Origin of the sequence: Superficieibacter sp. 1612_C1 (genome assembly GCF_015234305.1) — a bacterium.
Classification (GTDB): domain Bacteria; phylum Pseudomonadota; class Gammaproteobacteria; order Enterobacterales; family Enterobacteriaceae; genus Superficieibacter.
Window position 1 is genome coordinate 202,811 of sequence record NZ_JADGMI010000001.1, and the last position, 22,010, is coordinate 224,820.

19 protein-coding genes and 1 other annotated feature are annotated in these 22,010 nt (G+C 55.5%); of the genes, 13 read left to right on the top strand and 6 right to left on the bottom strand.

From position 1 onward, the window contains the following. Window positions 1-33 precede the first annotated feature (33 nt). From apt to INT84_RS01055, 8 genes are all read left to right on the top strand, one after another. Entirely contained in the window at window positions 34-585 is a 552-nt protein-coding gene (gene apt, locus INT84_RS01020; protein ID WP_194205275.1) for an adenine phosphoribosyltransferase, read from the top strand. 87 nt (window positions 586-672) lie between these two features. Next, window positions 673-2,601, top strand: coding sequence for a DNA polymerase III subunit gamma/tau (gene dnaX, locus INT84_RS01025; protein ID WP_194206081.1), 1,929 nt, complete (start codon window positions 673-675; stop codon window positions 2,599-2,601). Then, window positions 1,931-1,995, top strand: a sequence feature (DnaX frameshifting element). (Overlaps the previous gene by 65 nt.) Before the next feature lie 47 nt (window positions 2,602-2,648). Next, window positions 2,649-2,981: a YbaB/EbfC family nucleoid-associated protein gene (locus INT84_RS01030; RefSeq protein WP_176917575.1), complete on the top strand. Its 333-nt coding sequence runs from the start codon at window positions 2,649-2,651 to the stop codon at window positions 2,979-2,981. Next, window positions 2,981-3,586: a recombination mediator RecR gene (gene recR / locus INT84_RS01035; protein ID WP_176917467.1), complete on the top strand. Its 606-nt coding sequence runs from the start codon at window positions 2,981-2,983 to the stop codon at window positions 3,584-3,586. The genes INT84_RS01030 and recR overlap by 1 nt, the downstream gene beginning before the upstream one ends. Before the next feature lie 110 nt (window positions 3,587-3,696). After that, the gene (htpG, locus tag INT84_RS01040) at window positions 3,697-5,571 is read left to right on the top strand and encodes a molecular chaperone HtpG (RefSeq protein ID WP_194205276.1); all 1,875 of its coding nucleotides are present in this window, start codon (window positions 3,697-3,699) and stop codon (window positions 5,569-5,571) included. 347 nt (window positions 5,572-5,918) lie between these two features. Beyond that, the gene (gene adk / locus INT84_RS01045) at window positions 5,919-6,563 is read left to right on the top strand and encodes an adenylate kinase (RefSeq protein WP_194205277.1); all 645 of its coding nucleotides are present in this window, start codon (window positions 5,919-5,921) and stop codon (window positions 6,561-6,563) included. A 112-nt stretch (window positions 6,564-6,675) separates the two neighbouring features. Continuing rightward, a complete protein-coding gene (hemH, locus tag INT84_RS01050) occupies window positions 6,676-7,638 on the top strand; it encodes a ferrochelatase (protein ID WP_176917470.1) in 963 nt (320 codons plus the stop codon). Window positions 7,639-7,702: 64 nt separating this feature from the next. Next, window positions 7,703-9,007, top strand: a complete 1,305-nt coding sequence (locus tag INT84_RS01055) for an inosine/guanosine kinase (RefSeq protein WP_194205278.1) — start codon at window positions 7,703-7,705, stop codon at window positions 9,005-9,007. Window positions 9,008-9,185: 178 nt separating this feature from the next. Here INT84_RS01055 and ybaL read toward each other — a convergent pair whose 3' ends face one another. Continuing rightward, window positions 9,186-10,862 carry a YbaL family putative K(+) efflux transporter gene (ybaL, locus tag INT84_RS01060; RefSeq protein ID WP_194205279.1) on the bottom strand — a complete coding sequence of 559 codons (1,677 nt, stop codon included), beginning with the start codon at window positions 10,860-10,862 and terminating at the stop codon, window positions 9,186-9,188. 232 nt (window positions 10,863-11,094) lie between these two features. Beyond that, on the bottom strand, window positions 11,095-12,300 hold the full coding sequence (locus INT84_RS01065) for an MFS transporter (protein ID WP_194205280.1): 1,206 nt from the start codon (window positions 12,298-12,300) through the stop codon (window positions 11,095-11,097). Between the two features lie 172 nt (window positions 12,301-12,472). Here INT84_RS01065 and ushA point away from each other — a divergent pair, with 172 nt between their 5' ends. From ushA to INT84_RS01085, 4 genes are all read left to right on the top strand, one after another. Further along, window positions 12,473-14,125: a bifunctional UDP-sugar hydrolase/5'-nucleotidase UshA gene (ushA, locus tag INT84_RS01070; RefSeq protein ID WP_194205281.1), complete on the top strand. Its 1,653-nt coding sequence runs from the start codon at window positions 12,473-12,475 to the stop codon at window positions 14,123-14,125. Between the two features lie 159 nt (window positions 14,126-14,284). Beyond that, a complete protein-coding gene (locus tag INT84_RS01075) occupies window positions 14,285-15,175 on the top strand; it encodes an oxidoreductase (protein WP_194205282.1) in 891 nt (296 codons plus the stop codon). Window positions 15,176-15,352: 177 nt separating this feature from the next. Further along, window positions 15,353-15,835 carry a cold-shock protein gene (locus INT84_RS01080; protein WP_194205283.1) on the top strand — a complete coding sequence of 161 codons (483 nt, stop codon included), beginning with the start codon at window positions 15,353-15,355 and terminating at the stop codon, window positions 15,833-15,835. A gap of 37 nt (window positions 15,836-15,872) precedes the next feature. Next, a complete protein-coding gene (locus INT84_RS01085) occupies window positions 15,873-16,412 on the top strand; it encodes a DUF2058 domain-containing protein (RefSeq protein ID WP_194205284.1) in 540 nt (179 codons plus the stop codon). Between the two features lie 30 nt (window positions 16,413-16,442). Here INT84_RS01085 and INT84_RS01090 read toward each other — a convergent pair whose 3' ends face one another. The 3 genes from INT84_RS01090 to INT84_RS01100 form a co-directional block, all read right to left on the bottom strand. Then, window positions 16,443-17,141 carry an RluA family pseudouridine synthase gene (locus tag INT84_RS01090; RefSeq protein ID WP_194205285.1) on the bottom strand — a complete coding sequence of 233 codons (699 nt, stop codon included), beginning with the start codon at window positions 17,139-17,141 and terminating at the stop codon, window positions 16,443-16,445. 102 nt (window positions 17,142-17,243) lie between these two features. Further along, complete coding sequence (gene ybaK, locus INT84_RS01095) at window positions 17,244-17,723, bottom strand: Cys-tRNA(Pro)/Cys-tRNA(Cys) deacylase YbaK (protein ID WP_194205286.1); 480 nt, start codon at window positions 17,721-17,723, stop codon at window positions 17,244-17,246. A 240-nt stretch (window positions 17,724-17,963) separates the two neighbouring features. Then, window positions 17,964-18,758 carry a TraB/GumN family protein gene (locus INT84_RS01100; protein WP_194205287.1) on the bottom strand — a complete coding sequence of 265 codons (795 nt, stop codon included), beginning with the start codon at window positions 18,756-18,758 and terminating at the stop codon, window positions 17,964-17,966. A 145-nt stretch (window positions 18,759-18,903) separates the two neighbouring features. Between INT84_RS01100 and INT84_RS01105 the strand changes: the two genes are divergently transcribed. Next, complete coding sequence (locus INT84_RS01105) at window positions 18,904-19,308, top strand: DUF2251 domain-containing protein (RefSeq protein ID WP_194205288.1); 405 nt, start codon at window positions 18,904-18,906, stop codon at window positions 19,306-19,308. A 99-nt stretch (window positions 19,309-19,407) separates the two neighbouring features. On the opposite strand, the gene copA is transcribed toward INT84_RS01105, so the two are convergent. Beyond that, window positions 19,408-21,909 carry a copper-exporting P-type ATPase CopA gene (copA, locus tag INT84_RS01110; protein ID WP_194205289.1) on the bottom strand — a complete coding sequence of 834 codons (2,502 nt, stop codon included), beginning with the start codon at window positions 21,907-21,909 and terminating at the stop codon, window positions 19,408-19,410. Window positions 21,910-22,010: the final 101 nt, after the last annotated feature.

Consider the following 22,010-nt stretch of genomic DNA (forward strand, 5'->3'; position numbering starts at 1 on the left):
GTGAGTAACACCGTATTAATCAGGCATATATCTATGACCGCAACTGCACAGCAGCTTGAATTTCTGAAAAACAGCATTAAAAGTATCCAGGATTATCCAAAGCCTGGCATCCTTTTCCGTGATGTCACCAGCTTAATGGAAGACCCCAAAGCGTATGCGCTCAGTATTGAATTGCTGGTTGAGCGTTATAAAAACGCCGGGATCACCAAAGTCGTTGGGACTGAAGCGCGCGGTTTCCTGTTCGGTGCGCCGGTTGCGCTGGGTCTGAACGTCGGTTTTGTACCGGTGCGTAAGCCGCGTAAACTGCCGCGTGAAACCATCGCCGAAAGCTATGAACTGGAATACGGTACCGATCAACTGGAGATCCACGTTGATGCAATTCAGCCGGGCGACAAAGTGCTGGTGGTCGACGATCTCCTCGCTACCGGCGGCACCATCGAAGCAACGGTTAAGCTGATCCGCCGTCTGGGTGGCGAAGTGACCGACGCCGCATTTATCATTAACCTGTTCGATCTGGGCGGCGAGCAACGCCTGGAAAAACAGGGTATTACCAGCTACAGCCTGGTCTCCTTCCCGGGGCATTAATCCCCTGATGCACAACCTCGCTCAATGGGTGAGGTTGTGATAGCATTACCCCTTCATGAATCCACCTTCCAGCGTCAGAGCCAGCCAATGAGTTATCAGGTCTTAGCCCGCAAATGGCGTCCACAAACCTTTGCTGACGTCGTCGGCCAGGAACACGTGCTGACCGCCCTGGCAAACGGCTTATCGTTAGGGCGTATTCATCACGCATACCTTTTTTCCGGCACCCGGGGCGTCGGTAAAACCTCTATCGCCCGCTTGCTGGCGAAGGGACTTAACTGCGAAACCGGCATCACCGCCACGCCGTGCGGCGTGTGTGATAACTGCCGTGAAATTGAGCAGGGGCGCTTTGTCGATTTAATTGAAATCGATGCCGCCTCACGCACCAAAGTTGAAGACACCCGCGACCTGCTGGATAACGTCCAGTACGCGCCTGCGCGCGGTCGCTTCAAGGTCTACCTGATCGATGAAGTTCACATGCTGTCGCGCCATAGCTTCAACGCCCTGTTGAAAACACTGGAAGAGCCGCCGTCACACGTGAAATTCCTGCTGGCGACCACCGATCCGCAGAAGCTGCCGGTAACCATCCTGTCGCGCTGCCTGCAATTTCACCTTAAGGCGCTTGACGTTGAGCAGATCGGCCATCAGCTTGAGCACATTCTTGATGAAGAGAAGATTGTCCACGAACCGCGTGCGCTTCAGCTCCTGTCGCGTGCCGCAGACGGCAGCCTGCGCGATGCGCTCAGCCTGACCGATCAGGCGATTGCCAGCGGGGACGGGCAGCTTACCGCCGCCGCTGTCAGCACCATGCTGGGGACGCTTGACGACGATCAGGCGCTGTCGCTAATCGAAGCGCTGGTCGCGGCGAACGGCGAGAGCGTGATGACGCTGGTCAATGAGGCTGCGCTACGCGGAATTGAGTGGGAAGCCCTGCTGGTGGAAATGCAAAGCCTGCTACATCGCATTGCGATGGTGCAGCTTTCGCCCTCGGCGCTGGGCGCGGACATGGCAGCCATTGAACAGCGGATGCGTGAATTAGCCCGCACCGTGCCGCCGACCGATATCCAGCTCTATTACCAGACCTTATTAATGGGTCGCAAAGAGCTCCCCTATGCGCCCGACCGGCGGATGGGCGTTGAGATGACACTCCTGCGTGCGCTGGCGTTTCATCCGCAGATGCCGCTGCCGGAACCGGAAGGTGTCCAGCAGTCGTTTGCACCAGTTGCGCCGACGGCGGTGCTGACGCCAACGCAGGTGCCGCAACAGTCCGCGCCTGCGCCCGCCGCGCCGGTTGTTCAAAATGAGGCTACCAGCAATGTGCTGGCGGCCCGCAGCCAGCTTCAACGTGCTCAGGGAGCAACCAAACCAAAAAAGAGTGAACCGGCAGCCGCTTCCCGCGCGCGGCCGGTGAACAACGCTGCGCTGGAAAGACTGGCTTCCGTTTCCGAACGGTTGCAGACGCGTCCGGCGCAAGCGACTCAGGAAGCGGTTTCGGCGAAGAAAGAAGCCTACCGCTGGAAAGCGACGACGCCGGTAAGCGAGACGGCTAAAGAAATTATCGCCACGCCGAAAGCGTTAAAAAAAGCGCTGGAACACGAGAAAACGCCGGAACTGGCCGAGAAACTGGCGGAAGAAGCGATGGTGCGTGACCCGTGGGCGGCCGAGGTCAAACAGCTGCAACTGCCGAAACTGGTCGAGCAGGTGGCGCTTAACGCCTGGAAAGAGCAGAACGGCGATGCCATTTGTCTGCATCTGCGTCCTGCCCAGCGTCATTTAAATTCCTCCGGCGCGCAGCAGAAACTGACTGAGGCGATGAGCACGTTATATGGTAAGCCGGTTGAACTGACTATCATAGAAGATGATAATCCGGCAATTCGCACGCCGCTGGAGTGGCGTCAGGCGATTTACGAAGAAAAACTCGCGCAGGCGCGCGAGGCAATTATTGCGGATAACAACATCCAGACGCTGCGTCGTTTCTTCGATGCGGATCTGGATGAAGAGAGTATCCGCCCCATTTGATCTTACGCTATGCGCAGGATCGTCAACCGTTAATGAGAGAGAAGCCTATGTTTGGTGGTAAAGGCGGTCTGGGTAATCTGATGAAACAGGCCCAGCAGATGCAAGACAAAATGCAGAAAATGCAGGAAGAAATCGCTCAACTGGAAGTCACTGGTGAATCCGGTGCCGGTCTGGTGAAAGTGACCATCAACGGTGCGCATAACTGCCGCCGCGTGGAAATCGATCCGAGCCTGCTGGAAGACGACAAAGAGATGCTGGAAGATCTGGTCGCGGCGGCATTTAACGACGCTGCACGTCGTATTGAAGAAACCCAGAAAGAGAAAATGGCTTCCGTTTCCTCTGGCATGCAGTTGCCGCCTGGCTTCAAGATGCCGTTCTGATGCAAACCAGTCCGCTGTTAACTCAGTTGATGGAAGCCCTGCGCTGTTTACCGGGCGTCGGCCCGAAGTCGGCGCAGCGCATGGCGTTTACGCTGTTGCAGCGGGATCGCAGCGGCGGAATGCGCTTGGCGCAGTCGCTGACGAAGGCGATGTCAGAAATCGGCCACTGCGCGGATTGTCGGACCTTCACCGAGCAGGAAGTCTGTAACATCTGTGCGAACCCGCGCCGTCAGGAAAACGGGCAAATCTGCGTGGTAGAGAGTCCGGCGGACATCTATGCCATTGAACAGACCGGCCAGTTTTCCGGGCGCTATTTCGTGCTGATGGGGCACCTGTCGCCGCTGGACGGTATCGGCCCGCAGGATATCGGTCTCGACCGGCTGGAGCAGCGGCTGGAGACGGAAACGCTGAAGGAAGTGATCCTCGCCACCAACCCGACGGTGGAAGGGGAGGCGACAGCTAACTACATCGCTGAACTCTGCGCGCAGTACGGCGTGGAAGCCAGCCGCATTGCCCACGGCGTGCCGGTGGGCGGCGAGCTGGAAATGGTCGATGGCACCACGCTGTCACACTCCCTCGCCGGTCGCCACAAGATTCGTTTTTAACCAAACGGGAGCAGAAATTTTTGCTCCCGCTTGAAATTTTCCTGCCGTAACCCCATCTCACCCTCATCACTTTTTTTACCTGATAAACGGTATTGTTGAGGTTGAACACGATGAAAGGACAAGAAACTCGCGGCTTTCAGTCAGAAGTAAAACAGCTTCTGCACCTGATGATCCACTCTCTCTATTCCAATAAAGAGATCTTCCTGCGTGAGCTTATCTCGAACGCGTCGGATGCGGCGGACAAGCTGCGTTTTCGCGCGCTGTCTAACCCGGATCTGTATGAAGGCGACGGTGAACTGCGCGTGCGCGTCTCGTTCGATAAAGAACAGCGCACCCTGACCATTGCCGATAACGGCGTGGGCATGAACCGTGATGACGTGGTTGACCATCTGGGCACCATCGCCAAATCAGGGACTAAATCCTTCCTCGAATCGATGGGTTCCGACCAGGCAAAAGACAGCCAGCTCATCGGCCAGTTTGGCGTCGGCTTCTACTCGGCGTTTATCGTGGCGGATAAAGTCACCGTGCGTACCCGCGCGGCGGGCGACAGCGCTGAAAACGGCGTGTTCTGGGAATCTGCTGGCGAAGGCGAATATACCGTTGCCGATATCACCAAAGACGATCGCGGCACCGAAATCACCCTGCATCTGCGTGAAGGGGAAGACGAGTTCCTCGACGACTGGCGTGTCCGTTCGATCATCAGCAAATACTCCGATCATATCGCGCTGCCGGTCGAGATTGAAAAACAGGAAGAAAAAGACGGCGAAACCGTGGTCTCCTGGGAAAAAATCAACAAAGCGCAGGCGCTGTGGACCCGCAACCGCGCGGAAATCAAAGACGAAGAATACACCGAGTTTTATAAACACATTGCCCATGACTTTACCGATCCGCTGACCTGGAGCCACAATCGCGTGGAAGGGAAGCAGGAGTACACCAGCCTGCTGTACATTCCGTCGCAGGCACCGTGGGATATGTGGAATCGCGATCATAAGCACGGCCTGAAACTGTACGTCCAGCGCGTCTTTATTATGGATGACGCCGAGCAGTTTATGCCGAACTACCTGCGCTTCGTGCGTGGCCTGATAGACTCCAGCGACCTGCCGCTCAACGTTTCCCGTGAGATTTTGCAGGACAGCACCGTCACCCGTAATCTGCGCAGCGCGCTGAGCAAACGCGTTCTGCAAATGCTGGAAAAACTGGCGAAGGACGATGCGGAAAAATACCAGACCTTCTGGAAACAGTTCGGCCTGGTGCTGAAAGAAGGCCCGGCGGAAGATACGGCCAACCAGGAAGCGATTGCTAAACTGCTGCGTTTTGCCTCCACGCATAACGACTCTTCCGAGCAGACCGTGGCGCTGGCGGACTATGTCTCCCGCATGAAAGAGGGCCAGGAGAAGATCTACTACATCACCGCCGACAGCTATGCGGCCGCGAAGAGCAGCCCGCATCTGGAACTGCTGCGTAAGAAAGGCATCGAAGTGCTGCTGCTTTCCGACCGTATCGATGAGTGGATGATGAACTACCTGACCGAGTTCGACGGTAAATCTTTCCAGTCCATTTCGAAAGCTGACGAATCGCTGGATAAACTGGCGGATGACGTTGACGAAAGCACGAAAGAAGCGGAAAAAGCGCTGACGCCGTTTGTTGAGCGCGTAAAAACTCTGCTGGGCGAGCGTGTGAAAGAGGTGCGTTTGACGCATCGTCTGACCGATACGCCGGCGATTGTCACCACCGACAACGACGAAATGAGCACCCAGATGGCGAAACTGTTCGCCGCAGCGGGTCAGGCAGTGCCGGAAGTGAAATACATCTTTGAACTGAACCCGGATCACGTGCTGGTGAAACGCACGGCGGATACACAGGACGAAGCGCAGTTTAAGGAGTGGGTGGAACTGCTGCTCGATCAGGCGCTGTTCGCCGAGCGCGGTACGCTGGAAGATCCTAACCAGTTTATCCGCCGGATGAACCAGCTGCTGGTATCCTGATAGCGGCCTTGTGGTGCCCGGTGGCGGCTGCGCCTTACCGGGCCTACGGTTTTGCTGATGTGAATTCTCTGGCTTGACGTTGTGATGCCCGGTGGCGGCTGCGCCTTACCGGGCCTACGGTTTCATGGGGGATGCGCTGGTTTACAGTTTTACTGGCGTGACCGCTTGCCACTCGTAGGCCCGGTAAGCGAAGCGCCACCGGGCATTCCGGCTCCATACCGCTGCTTTTCTCCTCATTCTTCCCCATTAACCGTTTCAGCCCCGGCCCCTTCCTTGAGACAATAGCGTGATGGTGGTATCGTTTAGCGCTTTGTTTAAAAATGACAACCTTTGAGGGGATTTTCGTAATGCGTATCATTCTGCTTGGCGCTCCGGGCGCAGGTAAAGGAACTCAGGCACAGTTCATCATGGAGAAATATGGCATTCCGCAAATCTCCACCGGTGACATGCTGCGCGCCGCCGTAAAATCCGGCAGCGAACTGGGTAAACAGGCGAAAGACATCATGGACGCAGGTAAGCTGGTGACTGACGAACTGGTGATCGCGCTGGTCAAAGAGCGTATTTCTCAGGAAGACTGCCGCAACGGTTTTCTGCTCGACGGCTTCCCGCGCACCATTCCGCAGGCTGACGCCATGAAAGACGCTGGTATCGCCGTTGACTACGTACTGGAATTCGACGTACCGGACGAACTGATCGTCGACCGTATCATTGGCCGCCGCGTCCATGCCGCATCAGGCCGCGTATACCACATCAAATTCAACCCGCCGAAGGTTGAAGGTAAAGATGACGTCACCGGCGAAGAGCTGACCACCCGTAAAGACGATCAGGAAGAAACCGTGCGTAAACGTCTGGTGGAATACCATCAGATGACCGCGCCGCTGATCGGCTACTACCAGAAAGAAGCGCAGGCGGGTAATACCCAATACGCGAAAGTTGACGGTACCAAAGCCGTCAGCGAGGTGCGCGCTGAACTGGAAAAAATTCTCGGCTAACGCATTTCTCACCCGGTTCACGCCGGGTGAGTCTCACCTTTCACAGCGATTAGTTCCTCGCCCGCGCTTTTCAGCTACAATTATCAGCCGTTTTAATGGATAAGAGGCGGTAATGCGTCAGACGAAAACTGGTATCCTGCTGGCTAACCTCGGCACTCCCGATGCACCGACCGCCGGTGCGGTTCAACGCTATTTGCGACAATTTTTAAGCGATAAACGCGTGGTCGATACGCCTCGCATTCTGTGGTGGCCGCTGCTGCGCGGGGTTATCCTGCCGATTCGCTCGCCGCGGGTAGCGAAACTTTACCAGTCGGTATGGATGGAAGAAGGCTCCCCGCTGATGGTTTACAGCCGTCGACAGCAGCGCGCGCTGGCTGAACATCTGCCCGACGTCCCCGTTGCGCTGGGAATGAGCTATGGCAAACCTTCACTTGCCAGCGCCGTTGATGAACTGCTCGCCAGTGATGTCGATCATATCGTGGTGCTGCCGCTCTATCCGCAATACTCCTGCTCAACGGTGGCGGCGGTGTGGGATGAACTGGGACGTCTGCTGGCGAAAAACCGTCGCGTGCCCGGCATTACTCTGATCCGCGACTATGCTGATGATTCGGCCTACATTCAGGCGCTGGCGAACAGCGTGCGCGCCTCTTTTGCTACGCATGGTGAGCCGGATCTGCTGTTGCTCTCCTATCACGGCATTCCCCAGCGCTATGCCAATGAAGGGGACGATTATCCGCAGCGCTGTCGCGATACCACTCGCGAGCTGGTCTCCGCGCTGGAACTGCCGCCGGAAAAAGTGATGATGACCTTCCAGTCCCGCTTTGGCCGTGAGCCCTGGCTGACGCCTTATACGGATGAAACGCTGAAAATGCTGGGTGAAAAGGGCGTTAAGCATATTCAGGTGATCTGCCCTGGCTTTGCGGCTGACTGTCTTGAGACGCTGGAGGAAATTGCGGTACAAAACCGTGAATTTTTCCTCGAAGCGGGCGGGGAAAAATATGAATATATTCCGGCGCTCAATGATTCAGCAGACCATATTCTGATGATGGACGAGATCACCCGCCCTTATCGCTAATCGCGCCGCAGGCGGGGAATATGCTACTATTCTCCGCCTGTTAACTGCCATCAGAACCCTGTTCATGAAATTTCCCGGTAAACGCAAGTCCAAACACTATTTCCCCGTCAATGCCCGCGATCCTCTTCTGCAACAAATTCAGCCGGAAAGCGAAACCGGCACCTCATGGATTGTCGGTATCGATCAGACGCTGGTAGATATCGAAGCTAAAGTCGACGATGAGTTTGTGACCCGTTACGGCCTCAGCGCCGGGCATTCACTGGTGATTGACGATGATGTCGCCGAGGCAGTTTATCAGGAGCTGATGCGTGACAACCTGATCACCCACCAGTTTGCCGGCGGGACGATTGGCAACACTATGCACAACTATTCGGTGCTGGCCGATGACCGGTCGGTGCTGCTGGGCGTGATGTGCAGCAATATTGAGATCGGCGGCTATGCTTACCGCTATCTGTGCAATACCTCCAGCCGCACCGATCTCAACTATCTACAGGGCGTAGACGGGCCGATTGGCCGCTGCTTTACCCTGATTAGCGACAGCGGCGAGCGTACCTTTGCCATTAGCCCCGGCCATATGAACCAGTTCCGCGCCGACAGCGTACCGGAATCGGTGATTGCCGGCGCGTCCGCGCTGGTGCTGACCTCCTATCTGGTGCGCTGCAAGCCGGGCGAGCCGATGCCTGAAGCGACCATGAAAGCCATCGAATACGCCAAAAAGCACAACGTTCCGGTGGTGCTGACGCTGGGCACCAAATTTGTGATTGCCGATAACCCGGAGTGGTGGCAAGCGTTCCTCAAAGAACACGTCTCGATCCTTGCCATGAATGAAGAAGAGGCCGAGGCGCTGACTGGCCTTAGCGATCCGCTGCTGGCCTCAGATAAGGCGCTGGACTGGGTTGATTTAGTGCTGTGTACCGCTGGTCCGGTTGGTCTGTATATGGCAGGTTTTACCGAAGATGAAGCCAAACGCAAAACCCAGCATCCGCTGCTGCCGGGGGCGATTGCCGAATTTAACCAGTACGAATTCAGCCGGGCGATGCGCCATAAGGATTGTGTTCATCCGCTGCGTATTTTCTCGCATATCGCCCCGTATATGGGTGGCCCGGAGAAAATCATGAATACCAACGGGGCAGGGGACGGCGCGCTGGCCGCACTGCTGCACGATATCACCGCCAATAATTATCACCGTAATAACGTGCCGAACTCCAGCAAGCATAAATACACCTGGCTGACCTATTCCTCGCTGGCGCAGGTCTGTAAATACGCTAACCGCGTGAGTTATCAGGTGCTCAACCAGCACTCCCCACGCCTGACGCGCGGCCTGCCGGAGCGGGAGGATAGTCTGGAAGAGTCGTACTGGGAGCGGTAAGACAACCGATGCAGGGTGGGCGGGGTGCATAAACCTGCCCGGCGGCGCTGCGCTTGCACGGGCCTACGGTGAGTACATGGCGTGGTTCTGTTTGCCTGCAATAGATTGATATTATTGGTTTTGTAGGCCGGGTAAGCGCAGCGCCACCCGGCATAGCGGCTGCCTTGATTAATACCGATTAACCCGTCACCGCCTCTTCCATTGGCGGTTTAGTCAGCAGCGTCATCATCGTATTGGCAATTTCCCGTTCGCCCATCACCACCTGATTGGCCCCGCGCTCGGTAATGTAATCCACTTCATCATCATAATGCGCACGGGCGATAATCTCGATTGTCGGGCACTTCTCGCGCGCGGTCGTCACGATTTCGCCCGCTTCATAGCCGTTGGGGATAGTCAGCAGCAGCCAGCGGGCGCAGTCGAGATGCGCCAGGTTGAGGATCTCTTCATTGGCGGCATTCCCCAGCACCGCACGGATGCCGCGCTCGCGTAGCTCATCCACGCGGGTACGTGACGTCTCCACCACCACCAGCGGAATGCCCTGCGCCATTAGCTTCTCACCCAGCAGGCTGCCGACACGACCAAAACCGACCAGCAGCGCATGGTTGCAGATATCGACCGGAATTTGCTTTTCCTCTTCGGTCACTTCCTCCAGCGTCTGCTCTTCCAGCGTTTCGGTTTTATCGAGATAACGCTCAAGGAGGACAAACAGCACCGGGTTAAGCATAATCGACAGGATTGCGCCCGCCAGCACCAGATTTTGCCCCGCCTGCGGCAGCAGGTTGAGTGCCATCCCCAGGCCTGCAAGGATAAACGCAAATTCACCAATCTGCGCCAGACTGGTGGCGATAGTGAGCGCGGTACGCTGCGAGTGGCCGAACATGCGTACCAGCAGGAGCGCCGCCACCGACTTACCAAAAATAATAATCGCCAGCGTGCCCAGCACGGCCAGCGGCTGATCGAGCAGGATCATCGGATCAAACAGCATTCCCACCGAGACAAAGAACAACACCGCAAACGCATCGCGCAGCGGCAGAGTATCGTGCGCCGCCCGGTGGCTCAGCTCAGATTCGTTTAATACCATTCCGGCGAAGAAAGCCCCCAGCGCGAAGGAGACGTCAAACAGTTCCACCGCACCAAAAGCGATGCCCAACGCCAGCGCCAGCACGGAGAGGGTAAACAGCTCACGTGATCCGGTGGCCGCGCTGCGGGCCATGATCCACGGCACCAGGCGGCGGCCCACCACCATCATAATGGCGATGAACGCGACCACTTTACCGATGGTGATCCCCATATCCAGCGACAGCGACGCCAGCCCGACGTTGCCTTTTTCAAGCATCCCGGCCACCGCTGGCAGCAGAACCAGGGTTAATACCATCACTAAATCTTCGACGATCAGCCAGCCGATGGCGATTTGCCCGCGCTGACTATCAATAAGCTGTCGCTCTTCAAGCGCGCGCAGCAGCACCACGGTACTGGCGGTTGAAAGACACAGACCAAAAACGATACCGGTCATCAGCGACCAGTCCATTAGTGCGGCAAGCCCCATTCCCAGTAGCGTAGCGACCGCTATCTGTGCAATCGCACCGGGAATGGCGATAGACTTTACCGCCATCAAATCCTTTAAGGAGAAATGCAGTCCTACGCCAAACATCAGCAGGATCACCCCCAGCTCCGCCAGTTCAGGAGCCAGTTTGGTATCTGCCACAAAGCCCGGCGTAAACGGTCCGGCCAGAACGCCCGCTAACAAATATCCCACCAGTGGAGAAATACGTAGTTTATTGGCAAGCATGCCAAGGATAAAAGCGAGCACAAGGCCGCCGACAATGGTGGTGATAAGCGGGGTGGCGTGATGCATTCCGTCTCCTTTCGTGTAGGCGTTGATCCATTTTTGGCAGGAAACCAAAAACCCGAGTAATAGTTTATGACAAAATTAATCATCATGTTGATGAATTATTGTTGAATTTTGATGAAAATTGGGATTTGCCGCAAAAAAAGCACAGAACGGAAAAATGGGCAGGACAAGTGCGGGGCAGAGCAGGAACTACGCGGGAATGCAGCGGCCAAAAAACGCTTTTGGCCGCAGGAAACTACGCCTTATGCCGGTTATCAGGCAGGAATATAGTGAGTATCCCCAGAAGTGGCAGGAAAGCGCAGATTTTATAAACCAAATCAATACCGTGATGATCGGCGATCAGCCCCAGCACGGCTGCCCCAAGGCCACCCATACCAAAAGCAAAGCCAAAGAACAGGCCAGAGACCATCCCAATACGCCCCGGCAACAGCTCCTGGGCATACACCAGAATGGCCGAAAAGGCAGAGGCAAGGATAAAACCAATAATCACGGTTAAAATGCCGGTCCAGTAGAGAGTGGCATAGGGCAAAAGCAGGGTAAACGGTGCCACGCCAAGGATAGAGCCCCAAATCACATACTTACGACCAATTTTATCGCCGACAGGCCCGCCAATCACCGTTCCGGCGGCCACCGCAAACAGGAAAGCAAATAGATGAAGCTGGGCGTTTTGCACCGAAAGATCGAACTTATGCATCAGATAAAAGGTGTAGTAGCTGCTGATACTCGCCATATAAAAATATTTTGAGAAAATCAGGATCAGCAGCACGCTAACGGCCAGGATCACCTTATTACGCGGTAACGGATTCATCACCGGCGCAGATGTTTTGCCCTTGTTCACCCGGTGCTGCGCGGCATACCAGCGGCTGACCTGTGCCAGCACCACAATCGCCAGCAGCGCGGCCAGCACAAACCATGCCACGTTTCCTTTGCCATACGGCGCGATAATCACCGCTGCCAGCAATGGACCCAGTGAACTGCCAAAGTTGCCGCCCACCTGGAAAATGGACTGCGCCAGCCCATGACGCCCGCCCGAGGCCATACGCGCGACACGGGATGATTCCGGATGGAACACTGACGAACCCGTACCTACCAGCGCTGCCGCCAGCAGAACCGTACCAAAACTTCCTGCTAACGCCAGCAGCACCAGACCGCTTAACGTAAAGCACATGCCGATCGGTAACGACCAGGGCATCGGATGTTTGTCGGTCCAGTAGCCCACTATCGGCTGAAACAGCGACGAAGCGAGCTGGAAGGTCAGGGTAATTAAGCCGATCTGCACGAACGTGAGCGAGAACTCAGATTGCAGAAGCGGATAAATGGCCAGTATCAACGACTGGATCATGTCGTTTAATAAATGGGAAAGGCTGATTGCGCCAAGGATACCAAACGCAGTACGCGCTTTTGGCGGCGGAACGGTGGAGCGGGTTTCACTGATTGCCATAAATTTCACTTTTAATGGTTTTACGATGCAGGGGAAAAGCAGGTTAGAAATTATTATGCCGCTAAGATACCTGTCTGAAAGCACCGAAGGAAGTCGCATTCTGCAAACAAAGTTGTCTACTATTTGATTACGCGGTAATTTCGCCATTACACATTGAGTCAGGGAGAGAAATATGACGTTTTTAAAACGGGGCATCGCGCTGGCAGTGCTGACAGCCTGTACGCTGGCGAGCCTGTCAGCTCAGGCGTATGAGAAAGATAAAACCTATAAAATCACCATCCTTCATACCAACGATCATCATGGTCACTTCTGGCGCAGCGAATACGGTGAATACGGCCTGGCAGCGCAAAAAACGCTGGTTGATAGTATTCGCAAAGATGTCGCCGCAGCAGGCGGCAGCGTCCTGCTGCTTTCCGGTGGCGATATCAACACCGGCGTGCCGGAATCGGATCTTCAGGATGCCGAGCCGGATTTTCGCGGCATGAACTTGATTGGTTATGATGCGATGGCGGTCGGCAACCACGAGTTTGATAACCCGCTGAGCGTGCTGCGCCAGCAGGAGAAGTGGGCAAAATTTCCGTTCCTCTCCGCCAATATTTATCAAAAAAGTACCGGCGAGCGGTTATTCAAGCCGTGGGCGCTGTTCAAGCGTCAGGATCTGAAAATCGCCGTGATTGGCTTAACCACCGACGATACGGCGAAAATCGGCAACCCGGAATATTTTACCGACATTGAGTTCCGCAAACCGGCAGACGAAGCGAAGCTGGTGATTCAGGAACTGAATGAGACCGAAAAGCCGGACTTTATTATCGCCGCCACCCATATGGGCCATTACGATAACGGGGAGCACGGTTCTAATGCGCCGGGCGATGTCGAAATGGCGCGCAGCCTGCCTGCCGGATCGCTGGCGATGATTGTCGGCGGCCACTCTCAGGATCCGGTCTGCATGGCCTCTGAGAATAAAAAGCAGGTTGATTACGTGCCGGGAACACCGTGTGCGCCAGATCGTCAGAACGGCATCTGGATTGTGCAGGCACACGAGTGGGGTAAGTACGTTGGCCGTGCGGATTTTGAATTCCGCAACGGTGAGATGAAACTGGTCAACTATCAGCTCATCCCGGTTAACCTGAAGAAAAAAGTCACCTGGGATAACGGCGAGAGCGAGCGCGTGCTCTACACGCCAGAAATCGCCGAGAACGCGCAGGTGCTGTCGATGCTGACCCCGTTCCAGAACAAAGGTAAAGCGCAACTGGACGTCAAAATAGGTAACGTCAACGGCAGGCTGGAAGGCGACCGCAGTAAAGTGCGCTTCGTACAGACCAACCTCGGTCATGTGATCCTCGCCGCGCAAATCGCCCGCACCAACGCCGATTTTGGCGTCATGAGCGGCGGTGGCATACGGGATTCCATCGAGGGGGGCGATATCACCTATAAAAACGTGCTTAAGGTGCAGCCGTTTGGCAACGTGGTGGTGTACGCCGATCTGAGCGGGCAAGAGGTGATCGACTATCTGACCGCCGTCGCGCAGATGAAACCGGACTCCGGCGCGTATCCGCAGTTTGCCAACGTCAGTTTTACCGCTAAAGATGGCAAACTGAACGATCTTAAAATCAAAGGCGAAGCGGTCGACCCGGCGAAAAAATATCGCATAGCGACACTGAGCTTTAACGCCACGGGCGGCGACGGTTATCCGCGTCTTGACGATAAACCCGGTTACGTAAACACCGGCTTTATTGACGCTGAGGTGCTGAAGCAGTTTATCCAGCAGAACTCTCCGCTGGATGCCAATGCGTATGAGCCGAAAGGCGAAGTGAACTGGGAATAAGGTTGCTTTCGTTAATAGTGGCGAAAACCGAGGAGGGGATATTTCCCCTCCTCGGTGAATTTTCTCTGCCGGGTGAAATAATAACGGTGAGCAAAATGCACGCATACACGATAATTGCAACTGGCATAGTGATGATTAATCCAGCCAGGAGAAAAATCAATGTCTGACTATCCTGAGATCGCTCTACTCGGTCCGGGGGCTATCGGAACGACGATTGCTGCCGTACTGCATGAGGTTGATCGCACGCCGGTGCTTTGCGGGCGCACTGCGCATCCACAGTTAATCCTGCGTCACGATGAGGGTGAAATTGTGGTACCAGGCCCGGTATTGAGCGATCCGGCGGCTATCCATCACCCGGTCGAGTTGCTGTTTGTCGCGGTAAAAACCACTCAGGTTGCAGACAGTGCTGCCTGGCTGGCCGCGCTATGCGATAAAAATACCGTCGTCTGTGCGTTGCAAAATGGGGTTGAGCAGGAAGACCTGCTGGAGCCTTATGTCAACGGCGCAACGGTGCTGCCTTCGGTCGTATGGTTTCCGGCACAGCGCGAGGCGGATGCTTCGGTCTGGCTACGGGCGAAACCGCGCCTGACGCTACCGGATGTGCCGCAGGCCAGACGCGTCGCTGATGCGCTTAAGGGCACACGCTGTAGCGTGGAACTGGCAACGGATTTTATCTCTATCGCCTGGCGCAAATTGTTGCAGAATGCGGTCGCTGGCCTGATGGTGCTTGCTAATCGCCGCGCCGGGATGTTTGCGCGCGAGGATATCACTGCACTGGCTCTGCTCTATCTGCGTGAATGTCTGATGGTCGCGCGTGCGCAAGGTGCGGTATTAAACGATTCCGTACCCCAGGAAATCGTTGACGGTTTTCATCGTGCCCCGGCAGATTTAGGCACCTCGATTCTTGCTGACCGCCAGGCTAACCGCCCGCTGGAGTGGGATATCCGTAACGGCGTGATACAACGTTATGGACGAGCGCAGGGGATCCCAACACCGATTAGCGATGTGCTGGTACCGCTGCTGGCGGCAGGGAGCGAAGGGCCAGGCTGATGCTGTGAACGGCAGGTGAGATTGAAATCGAACGGGTTTCACGCCTTCGCGTGTCCGATCTGCTCGCACTGCGGAAATTTATCGTCCAGACTTAACCCAAAGCATAGTCTGCGCAGGCATTGTGCTTTACACTGCGCGCTGCAAAAATAGGGCAGATAAACGATTAATCAGGCGGTAATGGCGATGAACGGAACGATCACAACATGGTTTAAAGATAAAGGTTTTGGTTTTATCAAAGATGAAAACGGTGATAACCGCTATTTTCATGTGATTAAGGTCGCCAACCCTGATCTGATTAAGAAAGATGCCGCGGTCACTTTCGAACCCACGACCAATAACAAAGGATTGTCGGCGTATGCGGTGAAAGTCGTACCGGAAAGTAAGTACATCTATATCGCGGGCGAACGCCTTAAGCTTACCTCGATCAAGTCTTACCTGGTCTACAGTGAGGAAGTGCCTGCTGAGACCCGCATCGATAAAGAAAACGCGGTACTGTCCGTAGGCGTCCTGATGGGAAGTATCAGACCCAAATCAGCCGCAAAATCTGGCGAAATGCGCACGCTGAAAAAACTGGCGATCACCACTTTCCAGGGAACGACGTTAATTTTCTCGGAAGATGAGATTGACATCGATGCCACGGTGAAACTGCTTAAGGTTTGAGATTAACCCCACATTTTTGACCGGATTAGAAACGACAATGACAAAACTTACCTTACAAGAGCAGATGCTAAAAGCTGGCTTAGTGACCAGTAAAAAAATGGCTAAAGTGCAGAGGACGGCTAAAAAATCGCGGGTTCAGGCTCGCGAAGCAAAAGAGGCGGTGGAAGAAAATAAAAAAGCGCAGCTTGAGCGCGATAAGCAGCTAAGTGAGCAACAAAAACAGGCTGCCATCGCTAAAGAATATAAAGCCCAGGTGAAGCAGCTTATTGAAATGAACCGCATTAGTATTGCAAGAGGCGATATTGATTTTAATTTCACGGATAATAACCTCATTAAAAAGGTCGCTGTGGATAAGCCAACTCAGGCGCAGCTGATAAATGGTCGTCTCGCCATTGCACGTTTGGTGGTCGATAACAAAAATGAGTATGAATACGCTATTATCCCTGCCAGCGTAGCCGATAAAATCGCGCAGCGGGATGCGAGCAGCATTGTATTGAACAGCGCGCTAAGTCAGGAAGAGCAGGACGAAGACGATCCGTATGCCGACTTTAAAGTGCCCGACGATTTGATGTGGTAACAGACCATAGCTGTTACGCATCAGCCGCTTTCAGAACGGGGAGGCATGATGCATCTTGATCGCAGCATTGCTGACGGGATGAACAAAATGCAGTTCGCTGGCATGCAGCATCAGGCGCGGCGTCAGTTCGGTGCCTGGCAGCAGGCGACCCCCGTACAGATCGCATCCCAGAATAGGGTGGCCCAGCAGCTGACAGTGAATGCGTAGCTGGTGGGTACGACCCGTTTCAGGGGTAAGCCGGACTCGCGTCAAGGGCACAAGCACCTTGTCTTCCTGTTCCTGATAAAAGCGCTCGATGACCCGATAACGCGAGCGAGCGGGCTTACCGTGGCGTGAACAAATCGACATCAGCGGAAACCGCGCCGGATCTTTGGCAATCGCCGCGTCTATCACCCCTTCATCCTCCTCCAGATGTCCATAAAGCAGGGCGCTGTATCCTTTGGTGACAGCGCGCTGACTGAACTGCTGGCAGAGGGCGGCATTGATCGCCTTAGTGCGGGCAACCACCATCAGCCCGGACGTCCCGAAATCAAGGCGGTGAACCAGCGTGCAGCCGGGGAATAGCTGTACCAGCCGGTGATGCACCGAGTCGAGATTTTGCGGATTTTTTCCCGACAGACTGAGCAGCCCGGTGGGTTTATTGATCAGCACCAGGTGCTCGTCCTGATAGAGGATCTCTATCTCTTCATGGCACGGCGGGGCAATAAAGGTATCAAAAATAGTCGACATCAGGCTGCCCGGCGGGAAAGTAGGAGCGGATCATAACCAATTTTTAGCAGGCTGGCGAATGGTCAGCGATCCATCATAACGTTCTCTCCCGTGACCTCCGGATTACTCGCGCCGCGCAATATCAGCAAATTTGGCACCAAGCGTCTTCGCCAGATCGTTAGCCGCCAGTTCAATATCTAACCCGCGCTTGCCGCCGGAAACAAAGATGGTGGCAAACTGCTGGGCGGGAGCGTCTATCAGCGTTGGCAGACGTTTTTTCTGCCCCAGCGGACTGATACCGCCAACCAGATATCCGGTGGTGCGCTGCGCGAGCTGCGGATCGGCCATCTCAACTTTCTTCGCGCCCAGTGCTTTAGCCACTTTCTTCAGATCCAGCTGGGTCGCCACTGGCGTCACCGCCACCGCCAGGTTTTTGGCCTCGCCGTTGACGGCGACCAGCAACGTTTTATAAACCTGTTCCGCATTCAGACCGAGCTTGCGCACCACTTCATCACCAAAATTGGTTTCGCCGGGATCGTGATCGTAAGTGTGGATCTGGAAAGAAATCTTCTGTTTCTCAAGTAACTTAACGGCGGGCGTCATGATAATCCTTACCTGCAAGCCAACAATGCTTCAAGCTTACGCCTGAAGCCGCAGGAAAAAATAGTATAATCTTGCTTATTAGTATTGGCAGTAACGATGCTTTGAGCGACAATTCATCAACCGGAGTTCGCTCCGGCATAATAATAAAGATGAAATTCCTCTTTGACGGGCCAATAGCAATATTGGCCACTTTTTTATCAATTTGCGCGTAAGACCTCGCTCAATCGGGCGGGGAGTACGTCAACGCATGATCTCCGGCAGGCTGCCTTCACCATAGAGATGCAGCGCGCCCACCGCCACAACGTAGCGTCCCGCAGGTAGTGCGCGGAGCATATCGCGCCAGGCGCGGTTACGCTGATGCATCAACACATCATACAACCCTGCGCTGAAGGTATTTGGCAGCTTAACGTCATGAGCCGCGGGCGGATGTTCCAGCCACCAGCTGATCATCATCTGTAACAGCCGCGCGTTGGTGTGCCAGTGGGTGAGGGTATCGTCCAGCAGCGCCATGCCGTTATCGGGCAACTCGCAGAGCAGGGCAATTTGCCGCGCGGCACCTTCCAGTTCGACGATACGGATCTGTTCCACCTGCGCCGCCTGAATAAGCTGAAGATCGACACCGTATTCCGGGCGCAAACCCAGTTGCTGTGCCTGTGTTGCCTGTAGCGCCATGGCAATTTGCCACAGCGGCTGCGTGCTAAACAGCGAAAGCGACAGACCCAATTCGTCGGCCTTATTATTCAGTTGAGCTAACTGCGGTTCACTCAGACGTTCTTCCAGCGGCGGAAACACAGGCAGATCGTGAAAGGGCGTTTCATCGCCAGCGATATTGGCTTCAACAATCAGCGCATCGGCCTGCTGGATTTTTTGCCGCAGTTGCGGGGGAAGCGGGGACATATTCTGCGTCCCCATATGAATGCTGCCGACGAGATGAAACTCGCGCCCGCCGGGGAGCGAAATGTCAATGGCAGGCCAGGAGTAAGCATTGCCGCGAAATGCAGCGAAAAACGTTTTTAGCCGGTAAAACAGATCCATGCGGCCTCCCCTAATGAAGCCCCATGCTAGCGTGCGCCTGGACAGCGCGCAATGCAATTGTTAAGCCCGGGGTTTGGATTCGGATGTTGAGAAATCCTTGCTGATGTGGGAATGTTGAACTTCGATAGCTCAGGAGAAAGCGACGATGACGATACTGGTTACGGTTCAGGGGCAACTGATCACAGGCGACAAGCAGGTCATAGAGAGTATGGCTCCGGAAGGTCCCTTTGCCGCCGTGTTCGAGGATGACGGAAGCACGGGATATTTTTATGCTCTGGATACATCGGGTGACGATAACCCTATTCAGGATGCCCTGCATATTTATAATGCCGACGAGGTTTCAGATGGTGATATCCCTTCTGATGTAAAAATTGGATGGTCGGAGGATAGTAAAAAATGTGTCCTTTTGATCAATGGTTATCCACATGGCGTGTTTGATTTCGATGGTAAAAGGGGATATTGCCGAACCGGTTTTCCTCCTCCGGTAAGTCATGACTGGTCAAAGACCGGCCATGAATGGGATGATGCTGTTGACGATTTTTTCAGATAGCAAAGAGGCGCTTTTGCTACATAAATATCTACAGGCAGCATTACGCGTTGTAGTGCTGCCATGATGGAGCGTTATACCTAAAGTTGTAGCAGTTACCGGTTATTCTTTCGGTTTAAACCGCAGCAGCCGATTGGCGTTACTCACCACCGTAATCGACGATAGAGCCATCGCCGCGCCTGCCACCACTGGATTGAGCAGCGTACCGGTTAGCGGCCAGAGGATCCCGGCGGCAATCGGAATGCCCAGCGAATTATAAATAAACGCGCCCAGCAGGTTTTGTTTCATATTCCGCAGTGTGGCGCGGGAAATCGCCAGCGCATCCGCGACGCCCATCAAACTGTGGCGCATCAGGGTGATGGCCGCTGTTTCAATTGCCACATCGCTGCCGCCGCCCATCGCGATGCCAACCTCTGCCTGCGCCAGCGCTGGCGCGTCGTTAATGCCGTCGCCGATCATGGCTACCTGCCGACCTTCGCGTTGCAGTTGCTGAATGGCATCGGCTTTGCCATCCGGCAGGACGCCAGCGATGACATCGTCAATGCCCGCTTCTCTGGCGATGGCGTTGGCCGTCGTCTCATTATCGCCGGTCAGCATGATCAGCCGGTATCCTGCCCGATGTAAACGCTGGAGCGCCGCCACGCTGTCTGCCCGCAGCGGATCGCGGATGGCAAAAAGCGCAGCGGCTTTACCGTCAACCGCCAGTAGCACCGGCGTCGCGCCCTGAGAAGCCTGAGCGCCGATTTCGCTTTCCAGTTCCCCGGCGGCAATGCCGTTCTCTTTAAGCAACGCCAGGTTGCCCAGCAACAGCGTATGACCGTCCGCCTCACCGCTCACGCCCAGCCCGCGCAGGGTGCGAAAACCGTTAACCTGCGGCAGCGTGTGTTCCTGCGCTTTGTCGAGGATCGCGCGGGCCAGCGGATGACTGGAACCCTGCTCAAGCGCCGCGGCCAGCCGTAACGCCTGCGCCTCTTCAATAGTGCCTGCGATTTTTACCGCCACCACCTGCGGTTTGCCTTCGGTCAGGGTGCCGGTTTTATCGAACACCAGCGTATCCAGCGTGCTGGCGCGTTGCAGGGCATCGGCATCGCGGACCAGCACGCCAAATTCGGCGGCGCGACCGACGCCGGAGATAATCGACATCGGGGTGGCGAGACCGAGCGCACACGGGCAGGCGATGATCAGTACGGTGGTGGCAATCACCAGCATATAGACGATTTGCGGCGCAGGGCCGAAGAAGTACCAGATCGCGGCGCTGAACAGCGCAATGGCGACCACTACCGGCACAAAAATAGCGCATATTTTATCAGCCAGCTGACCGATTTGCGGCTTGCTGCTTTGCGCCTGGCGCACCATACGAATAATGCGCGACAGCGTGGTCTGGCTACCTACCGCGCTGGCCTGAAACAGTACGCTGCCGTCCTGAACCACCGTGCCCGCATGTACCTCGTCATCGGGGCCTTTTTGTTGCGGCACCGGCTCGCCGGTCAGCATGGCTTCATCCAGCCAGGCTTCACCATGGGTAATTGTGCCGTCTACCGGCACGCGATCGCCGGTGGTCAGGCGCAGCGTCATGCCAGCGGTGACTTCCGCCAGCGGCAGATTTTTTTCGCCCTCATCCGTCACCACGCGCGCAGTGGGAGGGGTCAGATCAAGCAGTTTTTCCAGCGCCCGGGACGAACGCTGACGCGCCCGCGCTTCAAGCATATGACCGAGATTAATCAGGCCAATAATCATCGCGCTGGCTTCATAATAGAGGTGCCGCGCTTCCATCGGAAACCACTGCGGCCAGAGATTGACGCTCATCGAGTAAAGCCAGGCCACGCCGGTTCCCAGCGCCACCAGCGTATCCATGGTTGCGGTTCGGTTGAGCAGGCTTTTCCAGGCGCTGCGGTAGAAGTGGCCGCCAGCAAACACCATCACGCCGAGAGTGATTATGCCGATGACCAGCCACAGGCTGCGGTTGCCCTCCGTGACCATCATGTTGTCACCGAGCATTCCCCAGACCATTACCGGAATGCCCACCGCCAGCGCGATAATCGCCTGCCAGCGGAAGCGTTTCATGGTGGCGATGGCCGTTTCCTGCTGGCGCTCGCGGCGTTTGAGGTCATCTTCAATCGCCTCTGCGCCGTAGCCCGCGTTTTCTACCGCCTGCACTAATTCCGTGGCGGAGGCGCTGCCCATTACCAGCGCGGTGCGCTCCGCCAGATTCACCCGCGCCTGCGTAACGCCCGGTACGCTTTGCAGCGCTTTCTGGACGCGTGACACACAGCTGGCGCAGCTCATGCCGCTTAACAACAGCTGCTGGCTGTCGTCATCGGTTTGCGCTGCCGGAAGCTCAGGGGTAACCGCTGTCAGCGCTTCCGACGGGATTGATGACTCCGCCAGCGGTTTAGCCTTTGGGTGGCTTAACTCAGCACCGTACCCGGCTTGTTTGATGGTTTCGATCAGCGCATCGGCGCTGGCGCTGCCGGTTACATGCGCCTCGGTAATGGTGACGTCCGCCTGCTCAACGTCAGGACGCTGCTCAAGGCTTTCTTTAACGCGTTTAACGCAGTGGCCACATGAAAGGCCATCCAGCGTCAGGTCAATAATGTGAGACATGTTCTAACTCCTGTATCATAGATCGTAAAAATATTGATCTTAGCAAGCACTTTCGCTAACTCTTACTAAGGTTAAACCTTCCCGCAAGGGGAAGGTCAAGG

Bases quoted from the DNA above. Each gene is read 5' to 3' on its own strand.
- ushA (WP_194205281.1), top strand. From the start codon at position 12,473: ATGACGTTTTTAAAACGGGGCATCGCGCTGGCAGTGCTGACAGCCTGT.
- INT84_RS01075 (WP_194205282.1), top strand. From the start codon at position 14,285: ATGTCTGACTATCCTGAGATCGCTCTACTCGGTCCGGGGGCTATCGGA.
- INT84_RS01080 (WP_194205283.1), top strand. From the start codon at position 15,353: ATGGCGATGAACGGAACGATCACAACATGGTTTAAAGATAAAGGTTTT.
- apt (WP_194205275.1), top strand. From the start codon at position 34: ATGACCGCAACTGCACAGCAGCTTGAATTTCTGAAAAACAGCATTAAA.
- copA (WP_194205289.1), bottom strand. From the start codon at position 21,909: ATGTCTCACATTATTGACCTGACGCTGGATGGCCTTTCATGTGGCCAC.
- INT84_RS01065 (WP_194205280.1), bottom strand. From the start codon at position 12,300: ATGGCAATCAGTGAAACCCGCTCCACCGTTCCGCCGCCAAAAGCGCGT.
- INT84_RS01055 (WP_194205278.1), top strand. From the start codon at position 7,703: ATGAAATTTCCCGGTAAACGCAAGTCCAAACACTATTTCCCCGTCAAT.
- INT84_RS01085 (WP_194205284.1), top strand. From the start codon at position 15,873: ATGACAAAACTTACCTTACAAGAGCAGATGCTAAAAGCTGGCTTAGTG.
- hemH (WP_176917470.1), top strand. From the start codon at position 6,676: ATGCGTCAGACGAAAACTGGTATCCTGCTGGCTAACCTCGGCACTCCC.
- INT84_RS01105 (WP_194205288.1), top strand. From the start codon at position 18,904: ATGACGATACTGGTTACGGTTCAGGGGCAACTGATCACAGGCGACAAG.
- ybaK (WP_194205286.1), bottom strand. From the start codon at position 17,723: ATGACGCCCGCCGTTAAGTTACTTGAGAAACAGAAGATTTCTTTCCAG.
- dnaX (WP_194206081.1), top strand. From the start codon at position 673: ATGAGTTATCAGGTCTTAGCCCGCAAATGGCGTCCACAAACCTTTGCT.
- ybaL (WP_194205279.1), bottom strand. From the start codon at position 10,862: ATGCATCACGCCACCCCGCTTATCACCACCATTGTCGGCGGCCTTGTG.
- INT84_RS01090 (WP_194205285.1), bottom strand. From the start codon at position 17,141: ATGTCGACTATTTTTGATACCTTTATTGCCCCGCCGTGCCATGAAGAG.
- htpG (WP_194205276.1), top strand. From the start codon at position 3,697: ATGAAAGGACAAGAAACTCGCGGCTTTCAGTCAGAAGTAAAACAGCTT.
- INT84_RS01100 (WP_194205287.1), bottom strand. From the start codon at position 18,758: ATGGATCTGTTTTACCGGCTAAAAACGTTTTTCGCTGCATTTCGCGGC.
- INT84_RS01030 (WP_176917575.1), top strand. From the start codon at position 2,649: ATGTTTGGTGGTAAAGGCGGTCTGGGTAATCTGATGAAACAGGCCCAG.
- recR (WP_176917467.1), top strand. From the start codon at position 2,981: ATGCAAACCAGTCCGCTGTTAACTCAGTTGATGGAAGCCCTGCGCTGT.
- adk (WP_194205277.1), top strand. From the start codon at position 5,919: ATGCGTATCATTCTGCTTGGCGCTCCGGGCGCAGGTAAAGGAACTCAG.